Source organism: Eikenella longinqua (genome assembly GCF_001648355.1).
Lineage (GTDB): Bacteria > Pseudomonadota > Gammaproteobacteria > Burkholderiales > Neisseriaceae > Eikenella > Eikenella longinqua.
Map to the genome: position 1 here is coordinate 168,091 of NZ_LXSL01000028.1, position 24,195 is coordinate 192,285.

The 24,195-nt window shown below is 60.2% G+C and carries 26 protein-coding genes and 2 pseudogenes; 13 read left to right on the top strand and 15 right to left on the bottom strand.

Going from position 1 to position 24,195, the window contains the following annotated elements; all coding sequences use genetic code 11:
• The first annotated feature begins 132 nt into the window (after positions 1-132).
• From gdhA to A7P95_RS08295, 4 genes are all read left to right on the top strand, one after another.
• Entirely contained in the window at positions 133-1,470 is a 1,338-nt protein-coding gene (gene gdhA, locus A7P95_RS08280) for an NADP-specific glutamate dehydrogenase (RefSeq protein ID WP_067593854.1), read from the top strand.
• A gap of 380 nt (positions 1,471-1,850) precedes the next feature.
• A complete protein-coding gene (gene nrdA, locus A7P95_RS08285; protein ID WP_067593857.1) occupies positions 1,851-4,130 on the top strand; it encodes a class 1a ribonucleoside-diphosphate reductase subunit alpha in 2,280 nt (759 codons plus the stop codon).
• Positions 4,131-4,245: 115 nt separating this feature from the next.
• Complete coding sequence (gene nrdB, locus A7P95_RS08290; RefSeq protein ID WP_067593860.1) at positions 4,246-5,379, top strand: class Ia ribonucleoside-diphosphate reductase subunit beta; 1,134 nt, start codon at positions 4,246-4,248, stop codon at positions 5,377-5,379.
• Positions 5,380-5,691: 312 nt separating this feature from the next.
• Entirely contained in the window at positions 5,692-6,588 is an 897-nt protein-coding gene (locus A7P95_RS08295) for an RnfABCDGE type electron transport complex subunit B (protein WP_425387466.1), read from the top strand.
• A gap of 208 nt (positions 6,589-6,796) precedes the next feature.
• On the opposite strand, the gene A7P95_RS08300 is transcribed toward A7P95_RS08295, so the two are convergent.
• Both A7P95_RS08300 and A7P95_RS08305 read right to left on the bottom strand, forming a co-directional pair.
• Positions 6,797-7,549: a DUF4336 domain-containing protein gene (locus A7P95_RS08300; RefSeq protein WP_067593866.1), complete on the bottom strand. Its 753-nt coding sequence runs from the start codon at positions 7,547-7,549 to the stop codon at positions 6,797-6,799.
• A gap of 237 nt (positions 7,550-7,786) precedes the next feature.
• A complete protein-coding gene (locus tag A7P95_RS08305) occupies positions 7,787-8,446 on the bottom strand; it encodes an NAD(P)H-dependent oxidoreductase (RefSeq protein WP_067593869.1) in 660 nt (219 codons plus the stop codon).
• 51 nt (positions 8,447-8,497) lie between these two features.
• On the opposite strand from A7P95_RS08305, the pseudogene A7P95_RS11745 reads away from it, so the two are divergent.
• Positions 8,498-8,617, top strand: a pseudogene (locus tag A7P95_RS11745) (IS5/IS1182 family transposase); the annotation flags it as partial.
• Positions 8,618-8,671: 54 nt separating this feature from the next.
• Here the strand turns inward: A7P95_RS11745 and A7P95_RS08310 are convergent.
• The 9 genes and pseudogenes from A7P95_RS08310 to A7P95_RS11240 all read right to left on the bottom strand — a co-directional run.
• The gene (locus A7P95_RS08310) at positions 8,672-9,556 is read right to left on the bottom strand and encodes an alpha/beta fold hydrolase (RefSeq protein ID WP_342667769.1); all 885 of its coding nucleotides are present in this window, start codon (positions 9,554-9,556) and stop codon (positions 8,672-8,674) included.
• A gap of 104 nt (positions 9,557-9,660) precedes the next feature.
• Complete coding sequence (locus tag A7P95_RS08315) at positions 9,661-9,996, bottom strand: DUF6984 family protein (RefSeq protein WP_067593872.1); 336 nt, start codon at positions 9,994-9,996, stop codon at positions 9,661-9,663.
• A gap of 106 nt (positions 9,997-10,102) precedes the next feature.
• Positions 10,103-10,696: an SUKH-4 family immunity protein gene (locus tag A7P95_RS08320; protein WP_067593875.1), complete on the bottom strand. Its 594-nt coding sequence runs from the start codon at positions 10,694-10,696 to the stop codon at positions 10,103-10,105.
• 166 nt (positions 10,697-10,862) lie between these two features.
• Positions 10,863-11,552 (bottom strand): DNA adenine methylase, encoded by a 690-nt coding sequence (locus tag A7P95_RS08325; RefSeq protein ID WP_245636593.1) that lies wholly within the window; start codon positions 11,550-11,552, stop codon positions 10,863-10,865.
• A 202-nt stretch (positions 11,553-11,754) separates the two neighbouring features.
• On the bottom strand, positions 11,755-11,877 hold the full coding sequence (locus A7P95_RS12505; protein WP_082890778.1) for a Com family DNA-binding transcriptional regulator: 123 nt from the start codon (positions 11,875-11,877) through the stop codon (positions 11,755-11,757).
• 307 nt (positions 11,878-12,184) lie between these two features.
• Complete coding sequence (locus A7P95_RS08330) at positions 12,185-12,412, bottom strand: hypothetical protein (protein ID WP_067593878.1); 228 nt, start codon at positions 12,410-12,412, stop codon at positions 12,185-12,187.
• Positions 12,413-12,425: 13 nt separating this feature from the next.
• The gene (locus tag A7P95_RS08335; RefSeq protein WP_179945914.1) at positions 12,426-12,746 is read right to left on the bottom strand and encodes a hypothetical protein; all 321 of its coding nucleotides are present in this window, start codon (positions 12,744-12,746) and stop codon (positions 12,426-12,428) included.
• A complete protein-coding gene (locus A7P95_RS11970; protein ID WP_067593884.1) occupies positions 12,644-13,555 on the bottom strand; it encodes a hypothetical protein in 912 nt (303 codons plus the stop codon). Before A7P95_RS11970 ends, A7P95_RS08335 begins: the two co-directional genes overlap by 103 nt.
• A gap of 17 nt (positions 13,556-13,572) precedes the next feature.
• A pseudogene (locus A7P95_RS11240) lies at positions 13,573-13,998 on the bottom strand (Mu transposase C-terminal domain-containing protein); the annotation flags it as partial.
• Here A7P95_RS11240 and A7P95_RS08350 point away from each other — a divergent pair.
• Positions 13,912-14,433, top strand: coding sequence for a S24 family peptidase (locus tag A7P95_RS08350; protein ID WP_245636597.1), 522 nt, complete (start codon positions 13,912-13,914; stop codon positions 14,431-14,433). The pseudogene A7P95_RS11240 and the gene A7P95_RS08350 sit on opposite strands and share 87 nt — an antisense overlap.
• 264 nt (positions 14,434-14,697) lie before the next feature.
• Here the strand turns inward: A7P95_RS08350 and A7P95_RS08355 are convergent, their stop codons facing one another.
• Together A7P95_RS08355 and grxB are read right to left on the bottom strand one after the other, a co-directional pair.
• Positions 14,698-16,023 carry a DUF445 domain-containing protein gene (locus tag A7P95_RS08355; protein ID WP_067593890.1) on the bottom strand — a complete coding sequence of 442 codons (1,326 nt, stop codon included), beginning with the start codon at positions 16,021-16,023 and terminating at the stop codon, positions 14,698-14,700.
• A gap of 3 nt (positions 16,024-16,026) precedes the next feature.
• Positions 16,027-16,680, bottom strand: coding sequence for a glutaredoxin 2 (grxB, locus tag A7P95_RS08360; RefSeq protein WP_067593893.1), 654 nt, complete (start codon positions 16,678-16,680; stop codon positions 16,027-16,029).
• A 166-nt stretch (positions 16,681-16,846) separates the two neighbouring features.
• Here grxB and A7P95_RS08365 point away from each other — a divergent pair, with 166 nt between their 5' ends.
• The 7 genes from A7P95_RS08365 to yfaE all read left to right on the top strand — a co-directional run bounded on the left by A7P95_RS08365 (position 16,847) and on the right by yfaE (position 22,193).
• Positions 16,847-17,575: a YebC/PmpR family DNA-binding transcriptional regulator gene (locus A7P95_RS08365; RefSeq protein ID WP_067593896.1), complete on the top strand. Its 729-nt coding sequence runs from the start codon at positions 16,847-16,849 to the stop codon at positions 17,573-17,575.
• A gap of 344 nt (positions 17,576-17,919) precedes the next feature.
• Positions 17,920-19,365, top strand: a complete 1,446-nt coding sequence (locus A7P95_RS08370) for an NAD-dependent succinate-semialdehyde dehydrogenase (protein ID WP_067593898.1) — start codon at positions 17,920-17,922, stop codon at positions 19,363-19,365.
• Positions 19,366-19,384: 19 nt separating this feature from the next.
• Positions 19,385-19,576: a hypothetical protein gene (locus tag A7P95_RS11755; protein WP_156503562.1), complete on the top strand. Its 192-nt coding sequence runs from the start codon at positions 19,385-19,387 to the stop codon at positions 19,574-19,576.
• A 62-nt stretch (positions 19,577-19,638) separates the two neighbouring features.
• Entirely contained in the window at positions 19,639-20,781 is a 1,143-nt protein-coding gene (gene obgE, locus A7P95_RS08375) for a GTPase ObgE (protein WP_067593901.1), read from the top strand.
• A gap of 36 nt (positions 20,782-20,817) precedes the next feature.
• The gene (locus tag A7P95_RS08380; RefSeq protein ID WP_067593904.1) at positions 20,818-21,147 is read left to right on the top strand and encodes a hypothetical protein; all 330 of its coding nucleotides are present in this window, start codon (positions 20,818-20,820) and stop codon (positions 21,145-21,147) included.
• 28 nt (positions 21,148-21,175) lie between these two features.
• Positions 21,176-21,655 carry a copper resistance protein NlpE gene (locus A7P95_RS08385; protein WP_067593909.1) on the top strand — a complete coding sequence of 160 codons (480 nt, stop codon included), beginning with the start codon at positions 21,176-21,178 and terminating at the stop codon, positions 21,653-21,655.
• 229 nt (positions 21,656-21,884) lie between these two features.
• The gene (yfaE, locus tag A7P95_RS08390) at positions 21,885-22,193 is read left to right on the top strand and encodes a class I ribonucleotide reductase maintenance protein YfaE (protein ID WP_067593912.1); all 309 of its coding nucleotides are present in this window, start codon (positions 21,885-21,887) and stop codon (positions 22,191-22,193) included.
• A gap of 110 nt (positions 22,194-22,303) precedes the next feature.
• On the opposite strand, the gene A7P95_RS08395 is transcribed toward yfaE, so the two are convergent.
• Together A7P95_RS08395 and A7P95_RS08400 are read right to left on the bottom strand one after the other, a co-directional pair.
• Positions 22,304-22,714 carry a hypothetical protein gene (locus A7P95_RS08395; protein WP_067593915.1) on the bottom strand — a complete coding sequence of 137 codons (411 nt, stop codon included), beginning with the start codon at positions 22,712-22,714 and terminating at the stop codon, positions 22,304-22,306.
• Positions 22,707-24,011, bottom strand: coding sequence for a homoserine dehydrogenase (locus A7P95_RS08400; RefSeq protein WP_067593919.1), 1,305 nt, complete (start codon positions 24,009-24,011; stop codon positions 22,707-22,709). The genes A7P95_RS08395 and A7P95_RS08400 overlap by 8 nt, the downstream gene beginning before the upstream one ends.
• Between the last annotated feature and the right edge of the window lie 184 nt (positions 24,012-24,195).

Genomic DNA, 24,195 nt, shown 5'->3' on the forward strand with positions numbered 1-24,195 from the left:
CAAATGGGGTAGAATGCCGCGCACGCAGGCGGCTTTTCATAATGATTATCCGTTTCTGCGCGGGCTCGAAAACCTGCCCGAATGTGATCCAGCCTTCCCCGTCTGTTTTAACCCAACATCAAGGAGTGCCCCATGAGCAACCTGAATACCCTGTTCCAACAAATCAAACAGCGTGATCCCGAACAAGCCACTTTCCATCAAGCCGTAGAAGAAGTTTTCGGCAGCCTTGCCCCGTTCCTCTCCAAAAATCCCCAATACACCAAACACAACCTGCTCGGCCGCCTGGTTGAGCCCGAGCGCGTAATCCTGTTCCGCATTTCCTGGGTAGACGACCAAGGCCAGGTGCAGGTAAACCGCGGCTACCGCGTGCAGATGAACTCCGCCATCGGCCCCTACAAAGGCGGCTTGCGCTTCCACCCCACCGTAAACCTGGGCGTGCTCAAATTCCTGGCCTTCGAGCAAGTATTTAAAAACGGCCTCACCACCCTGCCCATGGGCGGCGGCAAAGGCGGCTCCGACTTCGACCCCAAAGGCAAGAGCGACGGCGAAGTGATGCGTTTCTGCCAAGCCTTTATGACCGAGCTCGCCCGCCACATCGGCGCCGATTTAGACGTGCCCGCCGGCGACATCGGCGTGGGCGCGCGCGAAATCGGCTACCTCTACGGCCAATACAAACGCGTGCGCAACGAATTCGCCTCCGTGCTCACCGGCAAAGGCCTCAGCTACGGCGGCAGCCTGATCCGTCCCGAAGCCACCGGCTACGGCACCGTGTATTTTACCGAAAACATGCTGAAAACCCGCAACGACAGCATCAAAGGCAAACGCGTGGTCATCTCCGGCTCCGGCAACGTGGCCCAATACGCCGCCCAAAAAGCCCTGCAACTGGGCGCCAAAGTGCAAACCGTGTCCGATTCCGGCGGCTTCGTGAAATTTGCCGACAGCGGCATGACCGAAGCCCAATGGCAGGCTTTGAGCGAGCTGAAAAACGTACGCCGCGAACGCCTCTCCGTGTATGCCAAAGAGCAAGGCTTGGAATACCACGAAGGCAAACGCCCGTGGCACGTGCCCTGCGATGTGGCTCTGCCCTGCGCCACCCAAAACGAGCTCAACGGCGAAGAAGCCCAAGCCCTGCTGAAAAACGGCTGCATCTGCGTGGCCGAAGGCGCCAACATGCCCTCCACCCTGGATGCGGTTAAAGCCTTCACCGACGCGAAAATCCTCTACGCCCCAGGTAAAGCCAGCAACGCCGGCGGCGTGGCCACTTCCGGCCTCGAAATGAGCCAGAACGCCATCCGCCTCTCCTGGAGCAGCGAAGAAGTGGACAGCCGCCTGTTCGACATCATGGGCAACATCCACGAAAACTGCGTGGCCAACGGCACGGAAAACGGCTACACCAACTACGTGAACGGCGCCAACATCGCCGGCTTCAAGAAAGTGGCCGACGCCATGCTGGCACAAGGCGTGGTGTAAGCCCGTCTGCGGCAGGACTTCCCGCCGCCAAACGCAACGCTGCTCCCGCTCGGAGGCAGCGTTGTTTTATCGCCAGCCAGAGGCTACCTGAAAAAGGCTACATGAAAACTGCGCTGCCATTTTCAGGTAGCCTTTTTCAGGTAGCCTCCCCGCACCGTTGCATCCTCCACTCAAGCAATCACTCCAGCAGTTTCAATAGAAATTATTTTTGTTTGGCATAAGTGATTGGTTTAGAAATCCATACGCCAGCCCATACACCGCCCCGCCACAAAGCCTTACATTCCGCAATCTTTTTTTTGCCGCCAAAATACATTATATTGTGTGAGTTTAACTCACCGAACACATTATCTTGTGTTGTCACTCGAAATCAGGATGGGAAAATGAACGATACCGTTAATCTCAAAGTCACCAAGCGCGACGGCCGCTTGGAACCGATCAATCTGGATAAAATCCACCGCGTGGTTACCTGGGCCGCCCAAGGGCTGAAAAACGTTTCCGTATCGCAGGTTGAGCTCAAATCGCACATCCAGTTTTACAACGGCATCCGCACCGACGACATCCACGAAACCATCATCAAGGCGGCTGCCGACCTGATTTCGCAGGATACGCCCGACTATCAATATCTCGCCGCGCGTCTGGCGATTTTCCATCTGCGCAAAATCGCTTACGGCGAGTTCGAACCGCCGCATCTCTTCGACCACGTTAAAAAACTCACCGAAGCGGGCAAATACGACCGCCACATCATCGAAGATTATAGCCGTGAAGAGTTTGACGAACTGAACGCCTATATCGACCACAGCCGCGACATGACCTTCTCGTATGCCGCCGTGAAGCAGCTCGAAGGCAAATATCTGGTACAGAACCGCGTTACCCGCCAGATTTATGAAACGCCGCAGTTCTTATACATTTTGGTGGCGATGTGCCTCTTCAGCAAATACCCGAAAGAGACGCGCTTGGATTACGTCAAACGTTTTTACGACGCCGTTTCTACGTTTAAAGTATCGCTGCCGACCCCGATTATGAGCGGCGTGCGCACGCCTACGCGCCAGTTCTCAAGCTGCGTATTGATTGAATGCGACGACAGTCTGGATTCCATCAACGCCACCACCAGCGCAATCGTGAAATACGTTTCCCAGCGCGCGGGCATCGGCATCAATGCTGGACGTATCCGCGGTTTGGGCAGTGAAATCCGCGGCGGCGAAGCGCAACACACCGGCTGCATCCCGTTTTTCAAAATGTTCCAAGCGGCGGTTAAATCCTGCTCGCAAGGCGGCGTGCGCGGCGGCGCGGCAACCTTGTTCTACCCCTTGTGGCACATTGAAGCCGAAAGCCTGTTGGTATTGAAAAACAACCGTGGCGTGGAAGACAACCGCATCCGCCAGCTGGATTACGGCGTGCAAATCAACCGCCTGCTGTACACCCGCCTGATTAAAGGCGGCAACATCACACTGTTTTCGCCCAACGAAGTCCCCGGCCTATACGACGCATTCTTTGCCGATCAAGACGAATTCGAGCGTCTCTACACGAAATACGAGCAAGACCCGAACATCCGCAAGCGCACCTTGTCGGCTACCGATTTGTTCTCCACGCTGATGCAGGAGCGTGCCGGAACGGGACGCATCTACATCCAAAACATTGACCACTGCAACACGCACAGCCCGTTTGACCCGCGCGTCGCGCCCGTGCACCAGTCTAACCTGTGCATGGAAATCGCCCTGCCGACCAAACCGCTGGACAACATCAACGACCCGAACGGCGAAATCGCCCTGTGTACCCTATCTGCCTTCAACTTGGGCGCATTAAACAGCTTGGACGAGCTGGAAGGGCTTGCCGATTTGACCGTGCGCGCACTCGACGCCTTGCTGGATTATCAAGATTATCCGGTCGAAGCCGCACGCACCGCAACCATGAACCGCCGCACGCTCGGCATCGGCGTCATCAACTACGCCTACTATCTGGCGAAAAACGGTGTCCGTTACAGCGACGATTCCGCGCTCGGCCTGACCCACCGCACCTTTGAAGCCATGCAGTATTACCTGCTCAAAGCATCGGTGAACCTTGCCAAAGAATACGGCGCATGCCCGCTGTTCAACCAAACCGTTTATTCGCAAGGCAAACTGCCCATCGACACTTACAAAAAAGACTTGGATGCCGTGTGCAGCGAACCGCTGTTGTGCGACTGGGAAAGCCTGCGTGCCGACATCGTCAAATACGGCCTGCGCAATTCCACCCTGACCGCACTCATGCCGTCTGAAACCAGCTCGCAAATCGCCAACGCCACCAACGGCATCGAACCGCCGCGCGGACTGGTAACGGTCAAAGCATCAAAAGACGGCATTCTGAAACAAGTCGTGCCGGAATTTGAAACCCTGAAAGACGCCTACGAAACCCTGTGGCAGCTTCCTGGCAACGAAGGCTACCTGAAACTTGTCGGCGTGATGCAGAAATTCGTCGATCAGGCGATTTCCGCCAACACCGCCTACGACCCGGGCAAATTCGAAGGCAATAAAGTTTCCATGAAACAAATGCTCAAAGACCTGCTGACCGCCTACAAATACGGCGTCAAAACCCTGTACTACCATAACACCCGCGACGGCGCGGACGATACGCAGACCGATATTCAGGATGACGGCTGCGCAGGCGGGGCTTGTAAGATTTAGCCGCCAATGAAAAGGCTACCTGAAAAAGGAAACAGTTTTTCAGGTAGCCTGTTGCCCTATATCCTTCACCATCACATTGCAAAAGAGAGCCGCCATGTCCTGCGAACACCTAGTCATGTCCTACAGCACCTTTTCCAAAACCCAAAACGACGCGCTCAAAGAGCCGATGTTTTTCGGCCAGCCGGTAAACGTTGCCCGCTACGACCAGCAGAAATACGAAGTCTTCGAAAAGCTGATTGAAAAACAACTGTCATTTTTCTGGCGCCCCGAAGAAATCGACGTGTCGCGCGACCGCATCGACTATGCCAATCTGCCCGAACACGAAAAGCATATTTTCATCAGCAACTTAAAATACCAAACCTTGCTCGATTCCATCCAAGGCCGCAGCCCCAACGTTGCCCTGCTGCCCTTGGTGTCGATTCCCGAGCTGGAAACTTGGATTGAAACTTGGAGCTTCAGCGAAACCATCCACTCGCGCAGCTACACCCACATCATCCGCAATATCGTGAACGACCCATCGGTCGTGTTCGACGACATCGTGCAAAACGAATACATCATCGCCCGCGCCGAAGACATCGCCTGCTACTACGACGACTTAATCGAATACACCCAGTATTACAACCTCTTAGGCGAAGGCGAACACCGCGTAAACGGCAAAACCATCGTGGTAAACCTGCGCGAGCTCAAGAAAAAGCTCTACCTCTGCCTGATGTGCGTAAACGTGCTCGAAGCCATCCGCTTCTATGTTTCCTTCGCCTGCTCCTTCGCCTTTGCCGAGCGCGAACTGATGGAAGGCAACGCCAAAATCATCAAGCTCATCGCCCGCGACGAAGCCCTGCACCTCACCAGCACCCAGCACATGCTCAACCTGATGCGCGCCGGCGCCGACGACCCCGAAATGGCCGAAATCGCCGAAGAGCTGGAACAAGCCTGCTTCGATCTGTTTAAAAAAGCCGCTGACCAAGAAAAAGAATGGGCCGAATACCTGTTTAAAGACGGCTCCATGATCGGCCTAAACAAAGACATCCTGTGCCAATACGTTGAATACATTACTAACCTGCGCATGCAGGCCGTCGGCTTGCAGCCCGCCTTCCCCGCCTCCGCGCAAAACCCGATCCCCTGGATCAACGCCTGGCTCTCCTCCGACAACGTGCAGGTTGCCCCGCAGGAAGTGGAAATCTCCTCCTACCTCATCGGCCAAATCGACGCCGAAGTCAATGCCGAAGACTTAGGCGATTTCGAGCTGTAATCCCGCCGGACATTGAAGCTACCTGAAAAATTAGGCCGAACTTTTCAGGTAGTCTCAAATGCCGGCTGCAAACCCATCCCTCTCCTGCCGGAGAAGGCGGCAAGCCATAGGCCAACTTCAGTTTCAAAGCCACCCATTTTTCAGGTAGCCTCCAAGGCTACCTGAAGCCTATTCCCAAATATAGAGGAATAATCAAACCTTTTTCCCTTCCCACCACCCGCCCCAAAACTTTTCAGCTAGCCCCAACCCAGTTAAAGCAAGCACGGCCAGCGCCTACCAAGCCGCACCCAAACCGCATCCCGCCCCACCCGCATGCTAAAATCCCGCCCTTTCCCTCCTCCCCGCCACGCCATGCCCACCGCCAGCCAAATCGAAGACCTGCTGCCGCAAACCCAATGCCAACAATGCGGCTACGAAGGCTGCGCCCCCTACGCCCAAGCCCTCGCCCGAGGCCAAGCCCCCATCAACCTCTGCCCGCCCGGCGGCGACACCGTGATACACGAGCTCGCCGCCCTCATGCACACCCCGCCCCTGCCCCTCGCCCAGCCCAAAAAAGCCGCCGCAAAAGCCCTCGCCCATATCGACGAAGCCGCCTGCATCGGCTGCACCGCCTGCATCAAAGCCTGCCCTGTTGACGCCATCCTCGGCGCTTCCAAGCTCATGCACACCGTGCTCGAAAACGAATGCACCGGCTGCGGCCTCTGCCTGCCGCCCTGCCCCGTCGATTGCATCGACATGCGCCCCGTGGCCGACCCCTTCTTGCCTCGCGCCGGCGCCGCCCTCCCCGCCGAAAACAGCCGCCGCGCCGCCGCCCGCCACGCCAAACAACGCCATCAGCAGCGCATCCAACGCCAACAGCGCCTCGCCGCCGAACGCCAAGTCCACCTCGCCGCACGCGCCGCCCAAGCCGCCGCAAACAGCGCTGCCACACAGGCCACCGCACCAAGCCCGGCCCCGGTCAAACCCGCCTTCAACCCCGCCGACCTCATCGCCCGCGCCATGGCCAGCGCCCAAGCCCAACAAAGCCAACGCGCCGTGCCCGCCAACCGCGCAGACTTCCGCCGCCAAGAAATCGCCGCCGCCCAGCAGCAAGCCGCCCACCGCCGTGCCCTGAAAAACCTCCGCTACGGCAACGAAGCCGAAAAAGCCGCCGCCCACGACTACCTGCGCCAGCGCAAAGCCGAAGAAGAAGCCCAATCCCAAGGCTAAGCCACAAGCAAATCCGCCGCCACGCAATCAAGCATGCCGCCCAAGCTTCAGGCTACCTGAAAACCATCGGTTTCCATCCCGTTCAACACATCCCAACAAAACCAAAGCTCCGCCATTTAAGCCGGAGCTTTGTTGTGTTTGTTCAAGCCTGTTTGCGGTTTTCAGGCAGCCTGCCAACGATTTTGCCTTTGGCTCCGCCCGATAGGCGCTAACCCAGCCAGCCAAACGCGCGGCGCAGCTCTGCCGTGCCGTCGGCTTCGCAGCAGCGGCCGTGGGCGAGGATAATTTTTTCGGGCTGCCAGGCCAGCATTCGGGCGAGGCATTGGCGGGCGGCGGCGCGGTCGGTGAAGGTGGCGCACCAGTCGGGCGGGGTTGTGCCCTTGGGCGCAGCGATGCCGGCGAGTTTCATCACTCCTGCCCAGAAGCGGCTGGGGAATCGGTCTGCTTCGAAGTTTTCGATGAGGTCGGCCAGAATGAGCGTGCGGCTGGCGCGGTGGAAGAAAACGGTTTCGGTCATGGCGCGGCTGCCTAGGAAGGGCAGCTGCGCGATGTCATTTGCCCATTGCGGCGGGGCGGCGCTGCCTAGGTCGGCATCGAAGGAGACGGCGATGTGCTGGGATTTTGCCCGTTCGAGCACGCCGAGGCTGGCCCAAGCGGCGGCTTGCGGGTAGTGCGTTTTCCAGGCGGCGATGTGGGCATAGTGGATGCGGTTGGGCGACACGAGGTGGCGCACTTCGCCCAGCGCGTTGATTTGCGCCAAAAGTTCAGGCGCAGGCTCGATGGGCGAGTGGCACCACAGGCCGCCGTCGGCCAGGCGCACCACGGTCATGCGTGTGCTGAAGGGGATGCGCACGCCGAGCGGGAAGGCCATGCGGACGATGCCGCCGTCGGCAATCCAGATGTTTTCGCCGAAGGGCTTGAGGGTGTGCAGCGGGTGGTAGAGGTGGATGGGGGCGCGCATGGTTTGTCCTTGCTGGCGGTAGGCGGTTTTCGTGTGCCGGAAGCCGGTGGTTTCAGCTAGCCTTGGGCGTATGCGCTGAGGCTACCTGAAAATTTTTGCCGAATGTAATCTGTAGTTTGGATTTAGCGGTCGGGTAGCGCCGGAAACGGCGGAGCGGATTTTTCAGGTGGCCTTCCGGCGCATTGAGGCTACCTGAAAACGGGTGCGGCGGGCTTCGGCGGAGCCTGCACACCCGCCCTATTCCGCCCACACCACGGTTTCGGCGGCATCGCGGCGCGGTTTGGGCCGGATGTCGCGGACGCGGTAGCCGAAGGTGGCGGCCACGGATACGCCGTATTCGGCGGGGTCGAGCAGCCCGGCTTGGACGAGGATGTGCTCCACGGCGGCGTAGTCCATGCCCTCCACGGCGCAGGAGTCAATGCCGAGCATGGCGGCGCCGGTGAGCATATTGGCCAGGGCGATGTAGCTTTGTTTGCTCGCCCAGTCGAACAGGGCGCGTTCGTTGTCGGCGATGGCGATGTCGTGGGTTTGGAAGCTGCGGTAGCGCTCGAGGGCGGCGGCGCGCTGCTCGGGCGTGAAGCCGCGCCGGCTCATCAGCTCGCTGAAAAAGGGGCTGTCGTAGCGGGCGTGTTTTTTCGCCAGCAGGATCACGAGGTGGCTGGCTTCGGCAATGGCGCCCTGCATGCCCCAGGCCACGGGCTTGATTTTTTCGCGCAGCCCTTGGTTTTGTATCACCAGAAACTTCCACGGCTCGGCGCCGACGGAGCTGGGCGAAAGGCGGCCGAAATCGAGGATGGCGGCAAAGTCTTCGGCGCTGATTTTGCGCGCGGGGTCGTAGTGGCGGGTGGATACGCGGCGACGGAAAATATCGAGGGCTTGTTCTCGGGAGAGGATCATGGTGCTTCCTTTCTGTGAAGTGGCTTGCTGATGGGTGTGAGCAGCGCAGAAACTCGCTCCGTGTATAGTGGACTAAATTTAAATCAGGACAAGGCGACGAAGCCGCAGACAGTACAAACAGTACGGCAAGGCGAGGCAACGCAGTCCTGGTTTAAAGTTAATCCACTACATTTTTCAGGTAGCCTCAATGTGCCGAAAGGCTACCTGAAAATACGGACAACGCGTTTACAGGCGGTAAAACGCTTTGGCTGCCGCCCACAGGATTTGGGGCTGCTCTTTCATGACTTCGTGCTGCGCAAAGGGCACATTCATCAGGTGCGCTTCGGGCAGTGCGGTGCGCAAGTCGGCCAAATCGTTGAGCGACAGCAGGAAATCGCCCTCGCCGCGCACGGCCAGCACGGGCGCTTGGATTCGGGCCACGGCTTCGTTCGGATAGCCCGTGGGCGAAGTGTCCAGCCACAGCCGTTTCAAGGCGGCGGCGAGCGCGGGCAGGTCGGGCTGCGGATTGAGCTTTTCGTAGGCAGCCACTTGCGCGGCCATGTTTTCGCGGAAAAATTCGGGCGTGAGGCCGGCAAACATCTCGCGCACAGGCTCGAGCTGGCGGCTGTGCCACGACGCGCCCACGGTGAGCACGGACTGCACCCGCGCATCGGCGGCGGCCAAGCGGTAGGCCGCCGTACCGCCGTCGCTGAAGCCAAACAGGTGGTAGGCGCGCAAACCGAGCGCGTCGGCCAAATAGCGGGCGTCGTCGGCAATCTGGGCGTAGGTGAGCGGGGCGCTGCCGAGAGTGGAACGGCCGTGGCCGCGCGTGTCGGTTTCGATGGTAAAAAAGTGCCGTTGCAATTCGGGCAGGAGGGCGGCGAAATCTTCGGCCGAGCCCAAGCCGCCGTGCAGCAGCAGGAGTGCGGGCGCACCGGGGCGGTCGCCGGTGCGGTAAAACAAGTCGGCGCCGAGATGGGGGATGGTGTTCATGGCGGGTTTCCTTTCGTGGGCGGGATGTTGGGGCTTGTCCGCCCTGCCCGGGCGGGGCGTGCGTGCGGATACGGCGGGGGCGCAGGCGGCCAGGATGGCGGCTGCGGCGCTTTGGAGGAAGGTGCGGCGGGAAAGCATGATGGCTGGCTCGGGTTAGCTTGGGCAGAAGCTCGTTTCTTTTTTTCAGGTAGCCTTCCGGTGCATTGAGGCTACCTGAAAAATATTTGGCTTGCTCGGGCAGATTACGGGATTTCGGGATAGGCGAGCAAGGGGCTGAAATCGGTTTTCCAAATATCCAGGCTGTGCAGCCGGCCGTTGCTGCGGGCGTAGAGGGTGGCCAGCACGGGGGTGCCGTCTTGGTCTGGAAACGGGTATTCGGCGATGGCGAGGGTGGGCAAATGGCTTGGCGTCTCTTCCGGGTAAACAAAGGAGAAGCTGCCCATGCCGCCGTCTTCAAGCGGGATAACGCGCTCGGGAAAGGTGATGGGGAGCGTGGCGTATTGGGGGCGGATGCGCCGGAGCAGGAGACGCAGCAGGCGGGTTTCGCCGGGGCTGAGGGGTCGGGGCTGGGGTGTCATGGTTGGCCGGTTGGGTGATGTGGTTTTAGCTTCGCAGAAACTTTGCTTCCTGCGGAAACATCGTTTTAGCTTCGCAGAAACTCTGCTTCCTGCGGAAACATCGTTTTCAGGTAGCCTGGTTTTCCTGATAGCGGTGTTCGGGAATGCCGATTTGTCGGGGCACGGGGTTGTGTGCCAGCGGGAAGAAGCCTTCTTCGATTTCGTAGAGCGGAGTGGGCCAGAAGGCGGCGGCGGCGGCGGCGGGGTCGGCTTGGGTGAGCCAGCTTTGCAGTGGGGCGGCGAGGGCTGCGCCTTGCGCGCCGCGATGGGCGAAATCGGCTTTGAGCTGAAATACGGCGGCCATCAGGCGGCAATAGCTTTGCACAAACAAGGCCAGGCTGCTGTTGGCCAACACCCATTGCCGCTCCCAGGTATTCTCGGCCTGCGGCGAATACAGCCACACGCTGCCATCGGCAAGCTGCACGAAATAGCTGCCGCCGTAGCCGTATTTGCCGAAGCAGCGTGCTTCGCCGCGCGGGGTGCGGATGGCAAGGGTATCGTCGGGAAAGCGGACGAAGTGGAAACGGGCGGGCGGGTAGTCGGCAAGGTAGGCGATGCCGTCTTGGAAGAGGGTGTCGAGGCTTTGCGGCGCACCGGCGGCATAAGCGGCGGGGCGGAGGACGGGGATGCGGTCGGCGGCGAGGGCGCGGGCTAGGTTCATGGCGGCTCTGAATGAATGAGGTTAATAGAAAAGCGCGAAACTTTGCATAGAAGGGCGGAAAACTTTGCATAGCTTACCCGTGGCGGAAAACTTTGCATAGCCTATTTTTAACCCCCGTTTAACGACCTGTTAAGCGGGGGTTTCGCATGCCTGTTTGAGCCCGCCGTCAGAACTTATAAATCAGGTGGTCATCGTAGCTCGAATTGCGGTTGATGGTGCTGCTCACGGTCAGGGTTTGGCTACCTGCAAAACGCTCCCAACCGGGCAGGCGCAGCTCGGCTACAAGGTCGAGATAGGCGGGCAGCTCGCTGCGCGTGCTCGAAAAGAATATGAAGGGCGGCCTTACCATTGCCATCAGGCGCAGGAACTCGACCATGCCGAAGTAGGCTGCCTTACGGTAGTTCCCCTGCTGGGTGCATACGTAGGGAGGGTCGAGCACCAATAACGTGCGCGGGTTGCTAATATGCGGCGGTAGCAGCTCGCGGTAGGATTGGCTGACTATCTCCACGCCTTGCAGGTAGTCTTGTGCCTCGGGGTAGTCGGTTGTTTGCACGCGGTTATACATAGCTTTGCGGCAAAACTCGTCAAGGCTGGCAGCAGTATTGCCGCTAAATAAAAGCCACGATACCAAGCAGTCAAGGTCGATATAGCCGCCGAAGCTGCGTACGGCGCCCACCACAGCGGCCTTGGCGGCTGGAGGTACAAGTTTGTTGCGCGGAACGGGTGCCAGCAGCCCGGCAAGCAGGCGGCGCAGACGGTTGATGTCGGGGATGTGTTGCAGGCGCTCGCTGTAGCCATCGTAGTCGTTATAAATAACGCGGGCGGCGGGTTTGACTTGTTTGGCAGTATGCGACAACAGGCCGCTGCCGCCGAAGGCGTCTAAGATTGTCCAATCCTCCCCGTCGCCGGGGATATGCTCATTTAATACCTGTTTAAACAGCTTTAAAAAGTTACGTTTCTACCCTGTAAAAGGCAGCGGTGCTTTGGCGTACATCAGAGTGTCTCCGTGGGCGCTCGGCGGCACTCCGTGGTAGGCACTCGATGGTGCTCATTGGTTGTTAATGGGCTTTGAACTCGTTGAGATGCTTGCAGCGCGGGCATTTGACCGCCAAGCGGTAAGTGCCTGCGGCGTTGCCCAGCTTTCTGTTGCACAACCGGCAACGCAGCTCGCGATAAATCATGGTGCAGAATCCTTGCAAAAACTGGTAGAATCCGCCCGCCTCTAGAGGTGGCGGCCTTGGGTCATGCAGGCTATCTCTGCGTGGCTGTGGTGTGCGGGTGTCCAACCACCCGTACACATCGCCGTCCTACTCCGCCCTTCCGGGCGGTTTTTTGTTGCGCGTTTCAGGCTGCCTGAAACGTATCGGCAGTCTATCTTTTCTCCCCCCTGCAAGGTGTACGGTGCGGGTTCAGCACCAAATAAATCTGTTTAAGGTTAATTAGGGGTAAAAACACCTAATTGGCTTTTCCCCATTATCTTCGGACGGCCTACAGCACAATATCGGTTACGCGGTGAGACGGTGCCTCACCCAAAATACGGCCGCTCTTGGCATCGTAAAACACCTTTTTGCCCACGGTGGCGCTGCCGGTGAGCACCACGTCGGCACCGCCCTGGGTGGTGGCGGCATAGCTGCCGCCGCCGCGCTCGCCGGTGATGGTGGCAATGCCGGTTTCCTGTCTGCCGAACAGGGCTTCAAAGGTATTTTTCAGGTTCATTTTTCAGGTAGCCTTATTTGTCCAAATAACGGTCGATGGTGAGGGTCTGCCACAGGGCAATCGCGCCGTTGCTGTCACGCGATACCTCCAAATCCACACCCTGCACCACACCACGCCAGCGGCCTGTGGGCTCGTTGAATTGCCAAATCTGCCCCAGTTTGGCGCGCGGCAGGCTGTACTCGTCGGAGAGCGGCAGTTTGACGGTCTCGGTCTTGTGTGTGCCGCTGTCGCTCAAGGCGGCCGTGCCGGCGGCTCGGCACACGGGCAGGTCGGTGTAGAGCGGGTGGATGAGTGAGGGGGCTTCGGCGCTGCGGTCGGCATTGTTGCGGTACACGTCGGCACCCACGCCGTTGGCGTGGTCTGGCCGTCGTCGGTGTAACCGGGCAGCTCCACCGTGCCTGGCTGTACGGATGACTCCAGATAGATGTCGCCGCTGTAGCTGCCGGCAATCTGCGCCATACGGCGGCGCGGGGCGGTCGGAATCCACACCCCCGCCCCGGTGGGGAATTGGTCGGCAAAGGCGGTCTCGATGATGGAGGTCGGCACCAGCTTTTCGTAAATCTGGTCTACCTGAATCATGCCGGATTGGGCGGTAATCGGTGCGGCCAGCGGGCGCACGCCGTAATAGCTGGCGGTATCGGCCACCTGCGTTTCCAGCAGTTGGGAGGGCGGGTTGGCGTAGGTGGGCGAGGGATAGGCCACGCCCGGAAAGTCGTGTACCAGCGCATCGGAAATCTCCATTTTGACCACGCGGCGTTGGAACTCTTTGCCCTCGGGGGTCTCAAAGGTGCGTACCTCGTGCTGCACGTCCATCACACGCATATATTGCTGGGCGGTGGCGGATTTGAGGCAGTAGCGTTGGCCGACCACGGGCAGGGTCTGCTCGGGGCGTTGGTAGGCCTGCACCATGCGGCTGCCGCGCAGCTGGTTGCCCATCAGGGTCATCGGGCTCTCAATCGTCGGCACGCTGTAAGCCTCGATACGCGGCATGATTTCCTGCCGCTCCTCGCCGTAATGCCCGGCTCGGGCGCACAGATAGGAGACGTTGTCGGCCTTCGGCGGCTGCGAAATGATGAAATGCGCGCCGTACAAGGGCTCGGCATCGTTGCGCAATACGCCGGGGTAAATCAGGCGCGCATCCACGCTGCCTAAAGTGCGGTCGACATACCGGTTACGTGGTGGATAGCGAGCCTTGCGGCGATACCGGTTATCTCGTGGTCGATGGTTTTACCCGTCTGACCAGCGCCGTTGTCGGAGTAGTAGATCAGCGGCAAACCAAAGTGCTTCATGCCGATGCGCAAGGCGTCGCAAACCGCGATACAGGATTCGGCAAAACTCACCGAAAAGCCCATAACCATGCGTGTGCAGCCATCCAAGACCACCGTTACCTCCGGCTTAAACGGGCTGCCGTGCACCGGGTGCTGTACTTTGGCCTTAAATGAGTGGCCGTCGCCGATCCACACATCGTTCGGTTCCAATACATCCCAATCGCGCTTCTCGTGCGGCAGGATTTTGGTGTAGGCCGGGCCCGTTTTACGACCGCGCTGGCGCATGATTTCAGGCAATTTGTTCCACACGCGCTTCACGGCGTCATAACTTGGCAGGGTATAGGCCGGGGCGGGCTGGTTGCCGTATCAGCCGGGCATGGTGCATGGGCAGATGATATACCGCCAAAATCTACCTTGGCTTTCCGGCGCGACTGGTTGGAAGCATTTGTTACAACAGATTTTAATAACTTATCTGTAGTTATGGTTAAGGGCGACAGCATGGCCGGTGTCCTCAACGACAAAGATGCCATCCTCGTCGACCACAGCCGCACTGAGGCTAGTGACGGCCTGTATGCCCTCCGGATCGGTAACGAAATCTTTGTAAAACGGGTACAACGCTTGCCTCATGCTCTGCTGGTTACCAGCGAGAACCCACAATACAAGCCCTTTGAGGTGCCCCTGCAAAACGGTGATAGTAGCGATAGCAGCGTGAGCATCATCGGCAAGGTGGTATGGCTAGGTCGTGCCCTTTAACCGGCGTTTAACACCCGGTTAAATCCAGCCCATTTTTTCCGCTTTTTTACCCACTCCCATCCATTCCCTGACCATTCTGCACCAAAATTCTGCCCATTTTTGACCAGTTTTTGGAAAAATAAAGCGCCACGGTTTCCGGACAAGGAAATGGCCGTAATCCCCGTCATTAAAGGATTGCGGCCATTTTTTTTGTTTCCTACCTTCCGATGCAAAATATATCACTCCCCCAGTGGTTGAAACGGATAAAGGCTACCTGAAAACAGCTTAGAGCGCGGGCAGCCAGCGGCTGACGGCATAAATCAGCAGGCCGACGAGGCCGCCGACCAGGGTGCCGTTGATGCGGATAAACTGCAAATCGCGGCCGATGGAGAGCTCGAGCTTGTCGCTCATCTGGCGGCTGTCCCAGCTTTTCACTTTGTCGGCCACAAATTCAGCGGCGCGGCGGCGATAGCGGCGCACCAGGCTGCGGGCGAGCAGGGCGAGGCGGGCATTGAGGTGGCGCTGCTGGCGCACTGTGGCGGCATGGCGTTGCAGCAGGCCGGTAAGCAGGCTGTCGAGGCGGCGGAGGGTGGCGGAATCGGGGCTTTGCACGTCGTCGGCTAGGCGTTGGGCAAGGCTTTGCCACAAGTCGGCAAGGCTGCTTTGCAGCTCGGGGGAATTGGCAAGCTGGCGTTTGGCGAGGGCGAGTTTGCGGTGCCAGGCTTCGGATTGGGCAAGCTCGAGTGCGAAGCGGCGGTATTGGCGGCGGAAGGCGGCGCGCATTTCGTGCTGCGGGTCGGCCAGGGCGGCGGCGGTGTAGTTGTCAGCCCAATCGAGGGCTTTTTGCGCCACCCAGCCGTCGATCTGCCCCACCAGCCGGCCGCGCAGCTGGGCTTTGAGTTTGTCCCAAGTATCGGGGCGGGCGCTTTCGATTTGCTCTGCCCAGGCGCGCAGGTTTTCTTCGAGCAGCACGCGGGTGCGGGGCTGGCGCAGCCAGTGGCGGATTTGGCCGAGCAAGGCAGTGTGCAGGTTTTCAGGTAGCCCTTGGCTTTCCAGCAAGAGGAGGGTTTGCGAGAGGACGCCGCCGATTTGCCTGCCGCTGCCGTGTTGGGCGAGAAAGGCGGCGCCGAGGCGGGCGGCTTCTTGGGGCGGGATGCTTTGCAGGGCGGCGGGGAGTTTTTGCGCGAGGGGCAGCAGCCATTCGCGGCGGTTTTCGGCGCGGGCGAGCCAGCGCAGGAGTTTGCCGACGGGGCGCAGGCGGTAGATGCGGATGGCGATGGGGCGCTCGGGCAGGAAGTTGGTTTCGATGAAGCGGCCAAGCTCGTCGGCAATGCGGCTTTGGTTGCGTGGGAGGATGGCGGTGTGGGGGATTTTAAGGCCGAGCGGATGGCGGAATAAGGCGGTTACGGCAAACCAGTCGGCCAGCGCGCCCACCATGGCGGCTTCGGCGAAGGCTTTCAGGTAGCCTATGGCGGGGTGGCGCTGGAGAAACAGAGATGAGGCGGCAAACAGCAACACGGCGGCCACCAGCAAGCCGCCCGCCCAGCGCCGGCTGTGTTGCAAACGGGCGCGGGCGGCGGCTTCGCGGGCTTGGTCGGCCAGAATATTCATGGCTTAGAGAGCCCGCTCGGCATAGGTGGGCACTTTGCTGGCGGCGGCCATGCGCCCGATATAGTTTTGCAGCTTGGCGGGGAAAACGAGGCCTTTCACCAGCGTGAGGTTGCGCAACACGGGATAGAGGATGATGTCTTCCATGCCGGGCTCGGCGCCGTTGAAATAGGGCTCGGGCAAGAGCGCGGCGAGCTCGGCCAGGTCGGCATGGATGCGCTCAAGGTAGGCCGGGGTGTCGGCCAGGTTTTGCTCGAAGCTGCCGATGTTTTGTTCTTTTTTGTGCACGAAGTAATCGATGGCGGCCTGGGTGGCGAATTCGGGCAGCGGCGGATCGAGGCGCACTTCGCGCGGCATCACCAGGCGGTTGTAGTATTTGCCCACCTTGTCAAACCAGGCCTGCGCTTCGGGGCGGACGGTTTCGCTCAGGCGCGCCTGGCCGGCGTATTCGTCGATAAAACGCACGATGTCGAGGCTCTCGCCCATGTGGCTACCGTCCGGTTTTTGCAGGATGGGCACTTGCTTGGCGCCAATCAGGCCGATGGGCGTGGCTTCGTCGTCGTTGAGCAATGCGATTTCCTCCACCGGCACGCCGCGCAGGCCGAAAATCATGCGGGCGCGCACGCAGAAGGGGCAGTGGTCGTAAACATAGAGTTTCATAGCGGTTTCCTTGGTGGTTGGGCTGGCGGGAAGATTGTAGCACAGCGCGGGAGGCTACCTGAAAGCGGCATTCCGGCTGCACACAAAACATAGTTTCCGCCACGCCAAAATGCTAAAATCAGCCCCTCTTGATTTTTATTTTTACCCTATTCACAAAGGAAACATCATGGCCGGCCACAGCAAATGGGCAAACATCCAACACAAAAAAGCCCGCGTCGATGCCAAACGCGGCAAAATCTTCACCAAACTCATCAAAGAAATCACCGTAGCCGCCCGCCTCGGCGGCGGCGACCCCGCCTCCAACCCCCGCCTGCGCCTGGCCATGGACAAAGCCTGGGACGCCAACATGCCCAAAGACAACGTGCAGCGCGCCATCGACAAAGGCACAGGCAACCTCGAAGGCGTGGAATACATCGAGCTGCGCTACGAAGGCTACGGCATCGGTGGCGCCGCCCTGATGGTAGACTGCCTCACCGACAACAAAACCCGCACCGTGGCCGACGTGCGCCACGCCTTCAGCAAACACGGCGGCAACCTCGGCACCGACGGCTGCGTCGCCTTCAATTTCAAACACCAAGGCTACCTCCTCTTCGGCCCCGACACCGAAGAAGATGCCCTGATGGAAGCCGCCCTCGAAGCCGGCGCCGAAGACATCGTTTCCCACGACGACGGCTCGTTTGAAGTCATCACCCCGCCCAACGACTGGGCAGCCATCAAAGCCGCGCTCGAAGCGGCCGGCTTCAAAGCCGAAGACGGCGACGTAACCATGCGCGCCCAAAACGAAGCCGTGCTCACCGGCGAAGACGCCGCCAAAATGCAGCGCCTTATCGACGCCCTCGAAGAGCTCGACGACGTGCAGGATGTGTACACCTCCGCCGTGCTCGAGCTGGAATAGGCAAACAAAGGCTACCTGAAAATTCAGCTTGGCAAATACTCCGCCTTGCCCCGTTTCAGCCGCGTTGCAGCCAATGTTTTCAGGTAGCCTTTGCAGGATTAGCCGCAGCCCGGGCACGGACGCTTATCCCCGCTTACCCACATTTTCAGGTAGCCTTCCAAGCATGAGCAGGATTTGTGCGGAACGCACGCCTTGTTTGAAATTCCACATCCGCGTGCGAGGCTGCGCCGCATACCCTTGTATATTGAAACCAATGTACCATAGCAACCAAACAGGTTATCTGCCTCTGAACGCACCCTACCAACCTGCCAAATTTTTCAGCTAGCCTTCCGAGAGCCCGCCCCATGACCCAGCCCCATCCCCTCCTGCGCACCCAGTGCTACATCAACGGCCAATGGCTCAATGCCGGCAGCGGCCGCACCCTCGCCGTTAGCAATCCCGCCACCGGCCAAACCATCGGCAGCGTGCCCGATATGGGCGCGGCGGAAGCCGAACGCGCCATTGCAGCTGCCCAAGCCGCCCTGCCCTCCTGGCGCGCCCTCAGCGCCAAACAGCGCAGCCAAATCCTGCGCCGCTGGTTTGATTTGATGATGCAGGAGCAGGAAAACCTCGCCACCCTGCTTACGCTCGAGCAGGGCAAGCCGCTGGCCGAAGCGCGCGGCGAAATCGCCTACGGCGCCTCCTATGTCGAATGGTATGCCGAAGAGGCCAAACGCGTGTATGGCGACACCATCCCCGGCCCCGCACCCGACAAGCGCATCCTGGTGCTCAAGCAGCCCGTGGGCGTGTGCGCCGCCATCACGCCGTGGAACTTCCCCAACGCCATGATCACGCGCAAAGCCGCGCCCGCGCTGGCCGCCGGCTGCACCTTCATCGTGCGCCCCGCCTCGCAAACGCCGTTTTCCGCGCTGGCCATCGCCGAGCTGGCCGAGCGCGCCGGCATTCCCGCAGGCGTGTTCAATGTGCTCACCGGCTCTTCGCGCGAAATCGGCCGCGTGCTCACCGAAAGCGATGCCGTGCGCAAATTCAGCTTCACCGGCTCCACCGCCGTGGGCCGCACCCTGCAAGCGCAATGCGCCGCCACCATCAAGAAAACCTCGATGGAGCTCGGCGGCAACGCGCCTTTTATCGTGTTTGACGACGCCGACATCGACGCCGCCGTGGCCGGCGCTATCACCTGCAAATTCCGCAACGCCGGGCAAACCTGCGTGTGCGCCAACCGCTTCTATGTGCAAAGCGGCGTGTATGATGAATTTGTGCGCAAATTCGCCCAAGCCGCAGGCTACCTGAAAACCGGCAACGGCCTGGAAGCCGGCACGGATTGCGGCCCGCTCATCGACGAAGCCGCGCTGGCCAAAGTGGAAGAACACCTGGCCGACGCCCTCGCCCACGGCGGCGAAGTGGCCGCAGGCGGCGCGCGCCACCCCGCCGGCCGCCTATTCTTCCAGCCCACCGTGATTCGCCATGCCAATGCCACAATGAAAGTGGCGCGCGAAGAAACCTTCGGCCCGCTCGCCCCCGTGTTCCGCTTCAAGAGCGAAGAGGAAGTGTTGCAGCAGGCTAACGCCACCGAATACGGCCTCGCCGCCTACTGCTACACCCGCAACATCGGCACCGCCACCCGCATGATGGAAGGCTTGGAATACGGCATGGTGGGCATCAACAGCAGCGTGATTTCCAACGAAGCCGCCCCCTTCGGCGGCGTGAAGCAGTCGGGCATCGGCCGCGAAGGCGGCAAATACGGGCTGGAAGAATATTTGGAAACCAAATACGTGCTGCTGGCCGTGTGAGCGGCAGGCTACCTGAAAATTGGCGCAACGCCGCTTCCAACAAAGCCAAAGCCGCCGCACAAATTTTCAGGTAGCCTTTCCGGCAGTCATTTATAATGCGCACATTCCGGCTAAGCGGCAGCCCTTCCCCAACCATGCCGCCCAAGCATTCCATCTGAATAACGAACGATATTTTTCAGGTAGCCTCCAAGCCGGTTTAAAGGCTACCTGAAAGCAAGGTTTTGGCACAGCCAAGGCCGAGCTTCTGCGAAGCAACAAACAGAAAGCACACCCATGAAATTCATCGACGAAGCCAAAATCGAAGTGGCCGCTGGGCGCGGCGGCAACGGCGCAGTCAGCTTCCGCCGCGAAAAATACGTACCGCGCGGCGGCCCCGACGGCGGCGACGGCGGGCGCGGCGGCAGCGTGTTTGCCGTGGCCAGCGAAAACGTCAACACCCTGGTGGAATACCGTTTTGTGAAACGCTATCAGGCCAAAAACGGCGAAAAAGGCCACGGCTCCGACCGCTACGGCGCCGGCGCCGACGACATCGAGCTGCAAATGCCCGTGGGCACCCTCATCCGCGACGCCGACACCGGCGAAACCGTGGCCGACCTCACACGGCACGGCCAGCGCGTGTGCCTCGCCCGCGGCGGCAAAGGCGGCCTGGGCAATATCCATTTCAAATCTTCGGTAAACCGCGCGCCCAAGCAGGCCACCCCCGGCGAGCCCGGCGAAGCGCGCCGCCTCAATCTGGAGCTGAAAGTGCTGGCCGACGTGGGCCTGCTCGGTATGCCCAATGCCGGCAAGTCCACCCTCATCCGCGCCGTATCTGCCGCCCGCCCCAAAGTGGCCGACTATCCCTTCACCACGCTGCACCCCAATCTGGGCGTGGTGCGCGTGAGCGAAAGCCAGAGCTTCGTGATGGCCGACATCCCCGGCCTGATTGAAGGTGCGGCCGAAGGCGCCGGCTTGGGGCACCGCTTTTTGAAACACCTCTCGCGCACCGGCCTCCTGCTGCACGTGGTTGATTTGGCGCCCTTCGACGAAGCCGTCAACCCCGCCGCCGAAGCGCTGGCCATCATCAACGAGCTGCGCAAATATGACGACGAGCTGTTCGACAAACCGCGCTGGCTGGTGCTGAACAAACTGGATATGCTCAGCCCCGAAGAAGCTGCCGAGCGCAAAGCCGCCTTCCTCGCCGCCATCGGTTGGGCACACCCCGCCCCCGGCGAGCCCGGCTTCGGCTGGCAAACCCCGCGCCTGTTTGAAATCAGCGCGCTCACCCATCAGGGCACGCAGGAGCTGGTGCAGCAAATCGGGCAGTATCTGGCCGAGAAAAAACGGCAGGCAGCCGAAGCCGAAGCAGCCGCCGAAGCCGACACCCCGCCGGAAACCGCCATCACCACCGACACCTCTGTTTTTCAAGCAGAATAGGCCAATCAACCCACTTTCATTTAGGGAGACATCACTATGGACATCGGAAAACTCGTCAGCTGGCTCATCGCCGGCGCCATCGCCTACGGCGGCTATAACTACCTGAGCACCGGCGACGTTACCTTCATCGCCCCCTCGCAGCAAACCGTGCTCAAACTGGCCACCGAAGCCAACCGCAACCTACCCCGAGGCAGCCACCTGGCCACCGGCAAATCCTGCGTGCGCACCGGCGGCGGCAAATTCAAACGCGGCATCTACAGCTGCGAAATCAAAGTATTCACCGGCATGTCTTCCTACGAAGATTCCAAAAACAGCTACAACATCCTCGTTACCAAACGCAACGGCCAATGGCAGATTACCCGCTAGCCCTGGCCCAGCGCACCGCGAAAGCATCATGATGAAACCCACCGCCGCCCTCCCCCTCCTGCTGTTGCTGGCCGCCTGCGCCCCGCAGGAAAACGCCGCGCCCGCCGCATCGGCAGCCTCCGAGCCTGCCGCAGCAGCCGCTTCCCTACCCGAAGCCGCCATCGCTTCCGGCGCTTCCGCAGCCGCAACTGAATCCGGCCACGCCTGGGCCGGCCGCTATCACGGCGTGCTGCCCTGCGCCTCCTGCGAAGGCATCGACACCACCTTGGTGTTGAAAGAAGACGGCAGCTACACCCTCAGCGAAACCTACCAACAACGCCACCCGCTCACCGAAGAAGCCTCTGGCCGCTTCACCTGGCGCAGCGAAGGCCAAATCCTCCAGCTCGACCAAGCCGGCAGCGAACGCCTCTACCAAATCGGCCACGGCCAAATTTGGGCGCTAGACATGGACGGCAAACAAATCGAAGGTGAGCTGGCCGGCCTCTACATCCTGAAGCAAACCCAATAAGCCCGCCCTGCCATGTATAGCGGATAAAAATAAGCATGGGGCAAGGCAGCGAGCCAAGGCCATAGCATGCTTATTTTGATTCACTAAATTTTCAGGTAGACTCATCTGCACGACAGGCTACCTGAAAGCGCAAGCTTCAACGTAGTTAAAACGATGTCTTGCGAAGCAAGGCGGAGTTTCAGCGAAGCTAAAAACTTCGCCGCACACCAAACCGCCGCAGCACACACCCATGCCCCAAATCACCACCCGCAGCACCCAATTCACCCTGCAAGCAGGCGAAACCCTGCTCGAAGCCCTAGAGCGCACCGGCCACGAAGTCGAATACCAATGCCGCAGCGGCTACTGCGGCTCCTGCCGCGTGAAACTGCTCGCCGGCAGCGTTTCCTACCGCGAACACCCCCTGGCCTTCCTCCTGCCCGGCGAAATCCTGCCCTGCTGCTGCACCGTAGCCGAAGACATCCAAATCGACTGCCGCCAAAGCCAAAGCGAGCCCGACCTGTTCGAGCCAGACCTCTTCGCCGACAACAGCGGCAAATAAAGCGCCTTCTTCATCCACACACAGCAAAAGGCTACCTGAAAACCGTTCGCACAATTTTCAGGTAGCCTTTATAGTCTTACAACAACAGCGTTTTAACCAGCCAAAACGGCTCAACGCCCCGCCTGCGCGGCCAAGCATTGCGCCTGCCGCTGTTCAAACGCCGCGCTGCCGCCGAGTTTGCCCAGCTGCTCTTGCGGCGAAAGGCGCGGCAGGCTGCGCAAATCGTCTGCGCTCAGCCGCTTAATCGGCTCTTCCCACAGGCAGCGGCAATACAGCTCCAGCACCCGTTCGCCCTGCCCGGCCAGGCCGTGTTTGGCCAAATCGGCCTGCCACTGCGGCACGGCGGGCATATTCTGCACGCAGGCCTCGACTATGCGGCGGCTGATGTCGTCGGGGTCGGGCGAATACAGGCGCGGCAGCAGGGCAAAGCCGAGCACCAGCGCGGCGGTTACCGCCAGCCAGCCGATTAAGGTGCGGCGGCGTTTGCGGCGGGCGGCCTCGTCGGTGCGCGCCTCAGCCATGCAGGCTTTCCATGCGCAACACCACCACCGGCTCAAACACGTTTTCCAGCGCCTCGATTTGCGTGATGGCAGCACGGATGTGTTTCTCTTTGGCCTGATGGGTGAGGATGACGATTTCGGCGGTTTCGTGGTTGATCACGCCTTTTTGCAGCAGGGCTTCAATCGACACACCCTGCGCGGCCAGGGTGCGGCAGATGTCGGCCATCACGCCGGGCTTGTCTTGTGCGGAAACGCGCAGGTAGTAGCTGCTGGTGATTTCGTCGATGGGCAGCACCGGCAGCGCTTCGTTGCTGCGGAAGGCCAGGGGCGGCACGCGCTGCTCGGGGTTGGAATCAATCAGGCGGGCGATGTCGATGATATCGGCCACCACGGCGCTGGCGGTGGGCGAGGCACCGGCGCCGGCGCCGTAATACAGGGTTTCGCCCACCATGTTCGACTGCACCAGCACGGCGTTCATCACGCCTTCCACCTGCGCCAGCAGGCGGCATTCGGGCACCAATGTGGGGTGTACGCGCAATTCGACGCCCGCTTCGGTTTTGCGGGTGATGCCCAAAAGCTTGATGCGGTAGCCGAGCTCTTCGGCGTAGCGGATGTCTTGGCTTTCCAGCTTGCTGATGCCTTCCAGATAGCAGTGCTCGAAGTTGATGGGTGTGCCGAAGGCGAGGGCGGACATGATGCTCAGCTTGTGCGCCGCGTCGTGGCCTTCGATATCGAAAGTGGGGTCGGCTTCGGCGTAGCCCAGCTCCTGCGCCTGCTTGAGCACGGAGGCGAAGCTGCTGCCGTGGGCGCGCATATTGCTGAGGATGAAGTTGCTGGTGCCGTTGATGATGCCGGCCACGGATTTGATGCGGTTGGCAGCCAGGCCTTCGCGCAGCGCCTTGATAATCGGGATGCCGCCGGCCACCGCCGCTTCAAACATCACCATCACGTTATGCTTGGCCGCCAGCGCGAAGATTTCGTTGCCATGTTCGGCCAGCAGCTTTTTGTTGGCGGTAACCACGTGTTTGCCGTTTTCAATCGCGCACAGCACTGCCTCGCGCGCCGTATCCGTGCCGCCAATCAGTTCCACCACAATATCCACATCCGCGCTGCGGGCTACCTGAAAAACATCATCCGCCACCACGGTATCGCTCGGGCACAGCTTGCGGATGCGCTCGCTGTTGCGGCTGGCCGCCATCACGATGCGCACTTCCCTACCCAGGCGGCGCGTGATTTCCGCCGCGTTTTCAGACAACAGTTTAACGGTACCGCCGCCGACGGTGCCCATCCCCAAGATGCCGATTCCGATTGGTTGCATGCTGACTCCTTGTTTATAATGACTTGCCAGACCGGAAAAATTACAAAAATAAACGAAAGGCCGCTATATTAGCCGAAAACCCCGCCCTTTACACCTTTTAAAGCAAAGCCTCCAGTTTTCCGGGCGGATTTCAGACATATTGTCTCGGCGGCAAACTTTTTCAGGTAGCCTCCCCTGCCCACCC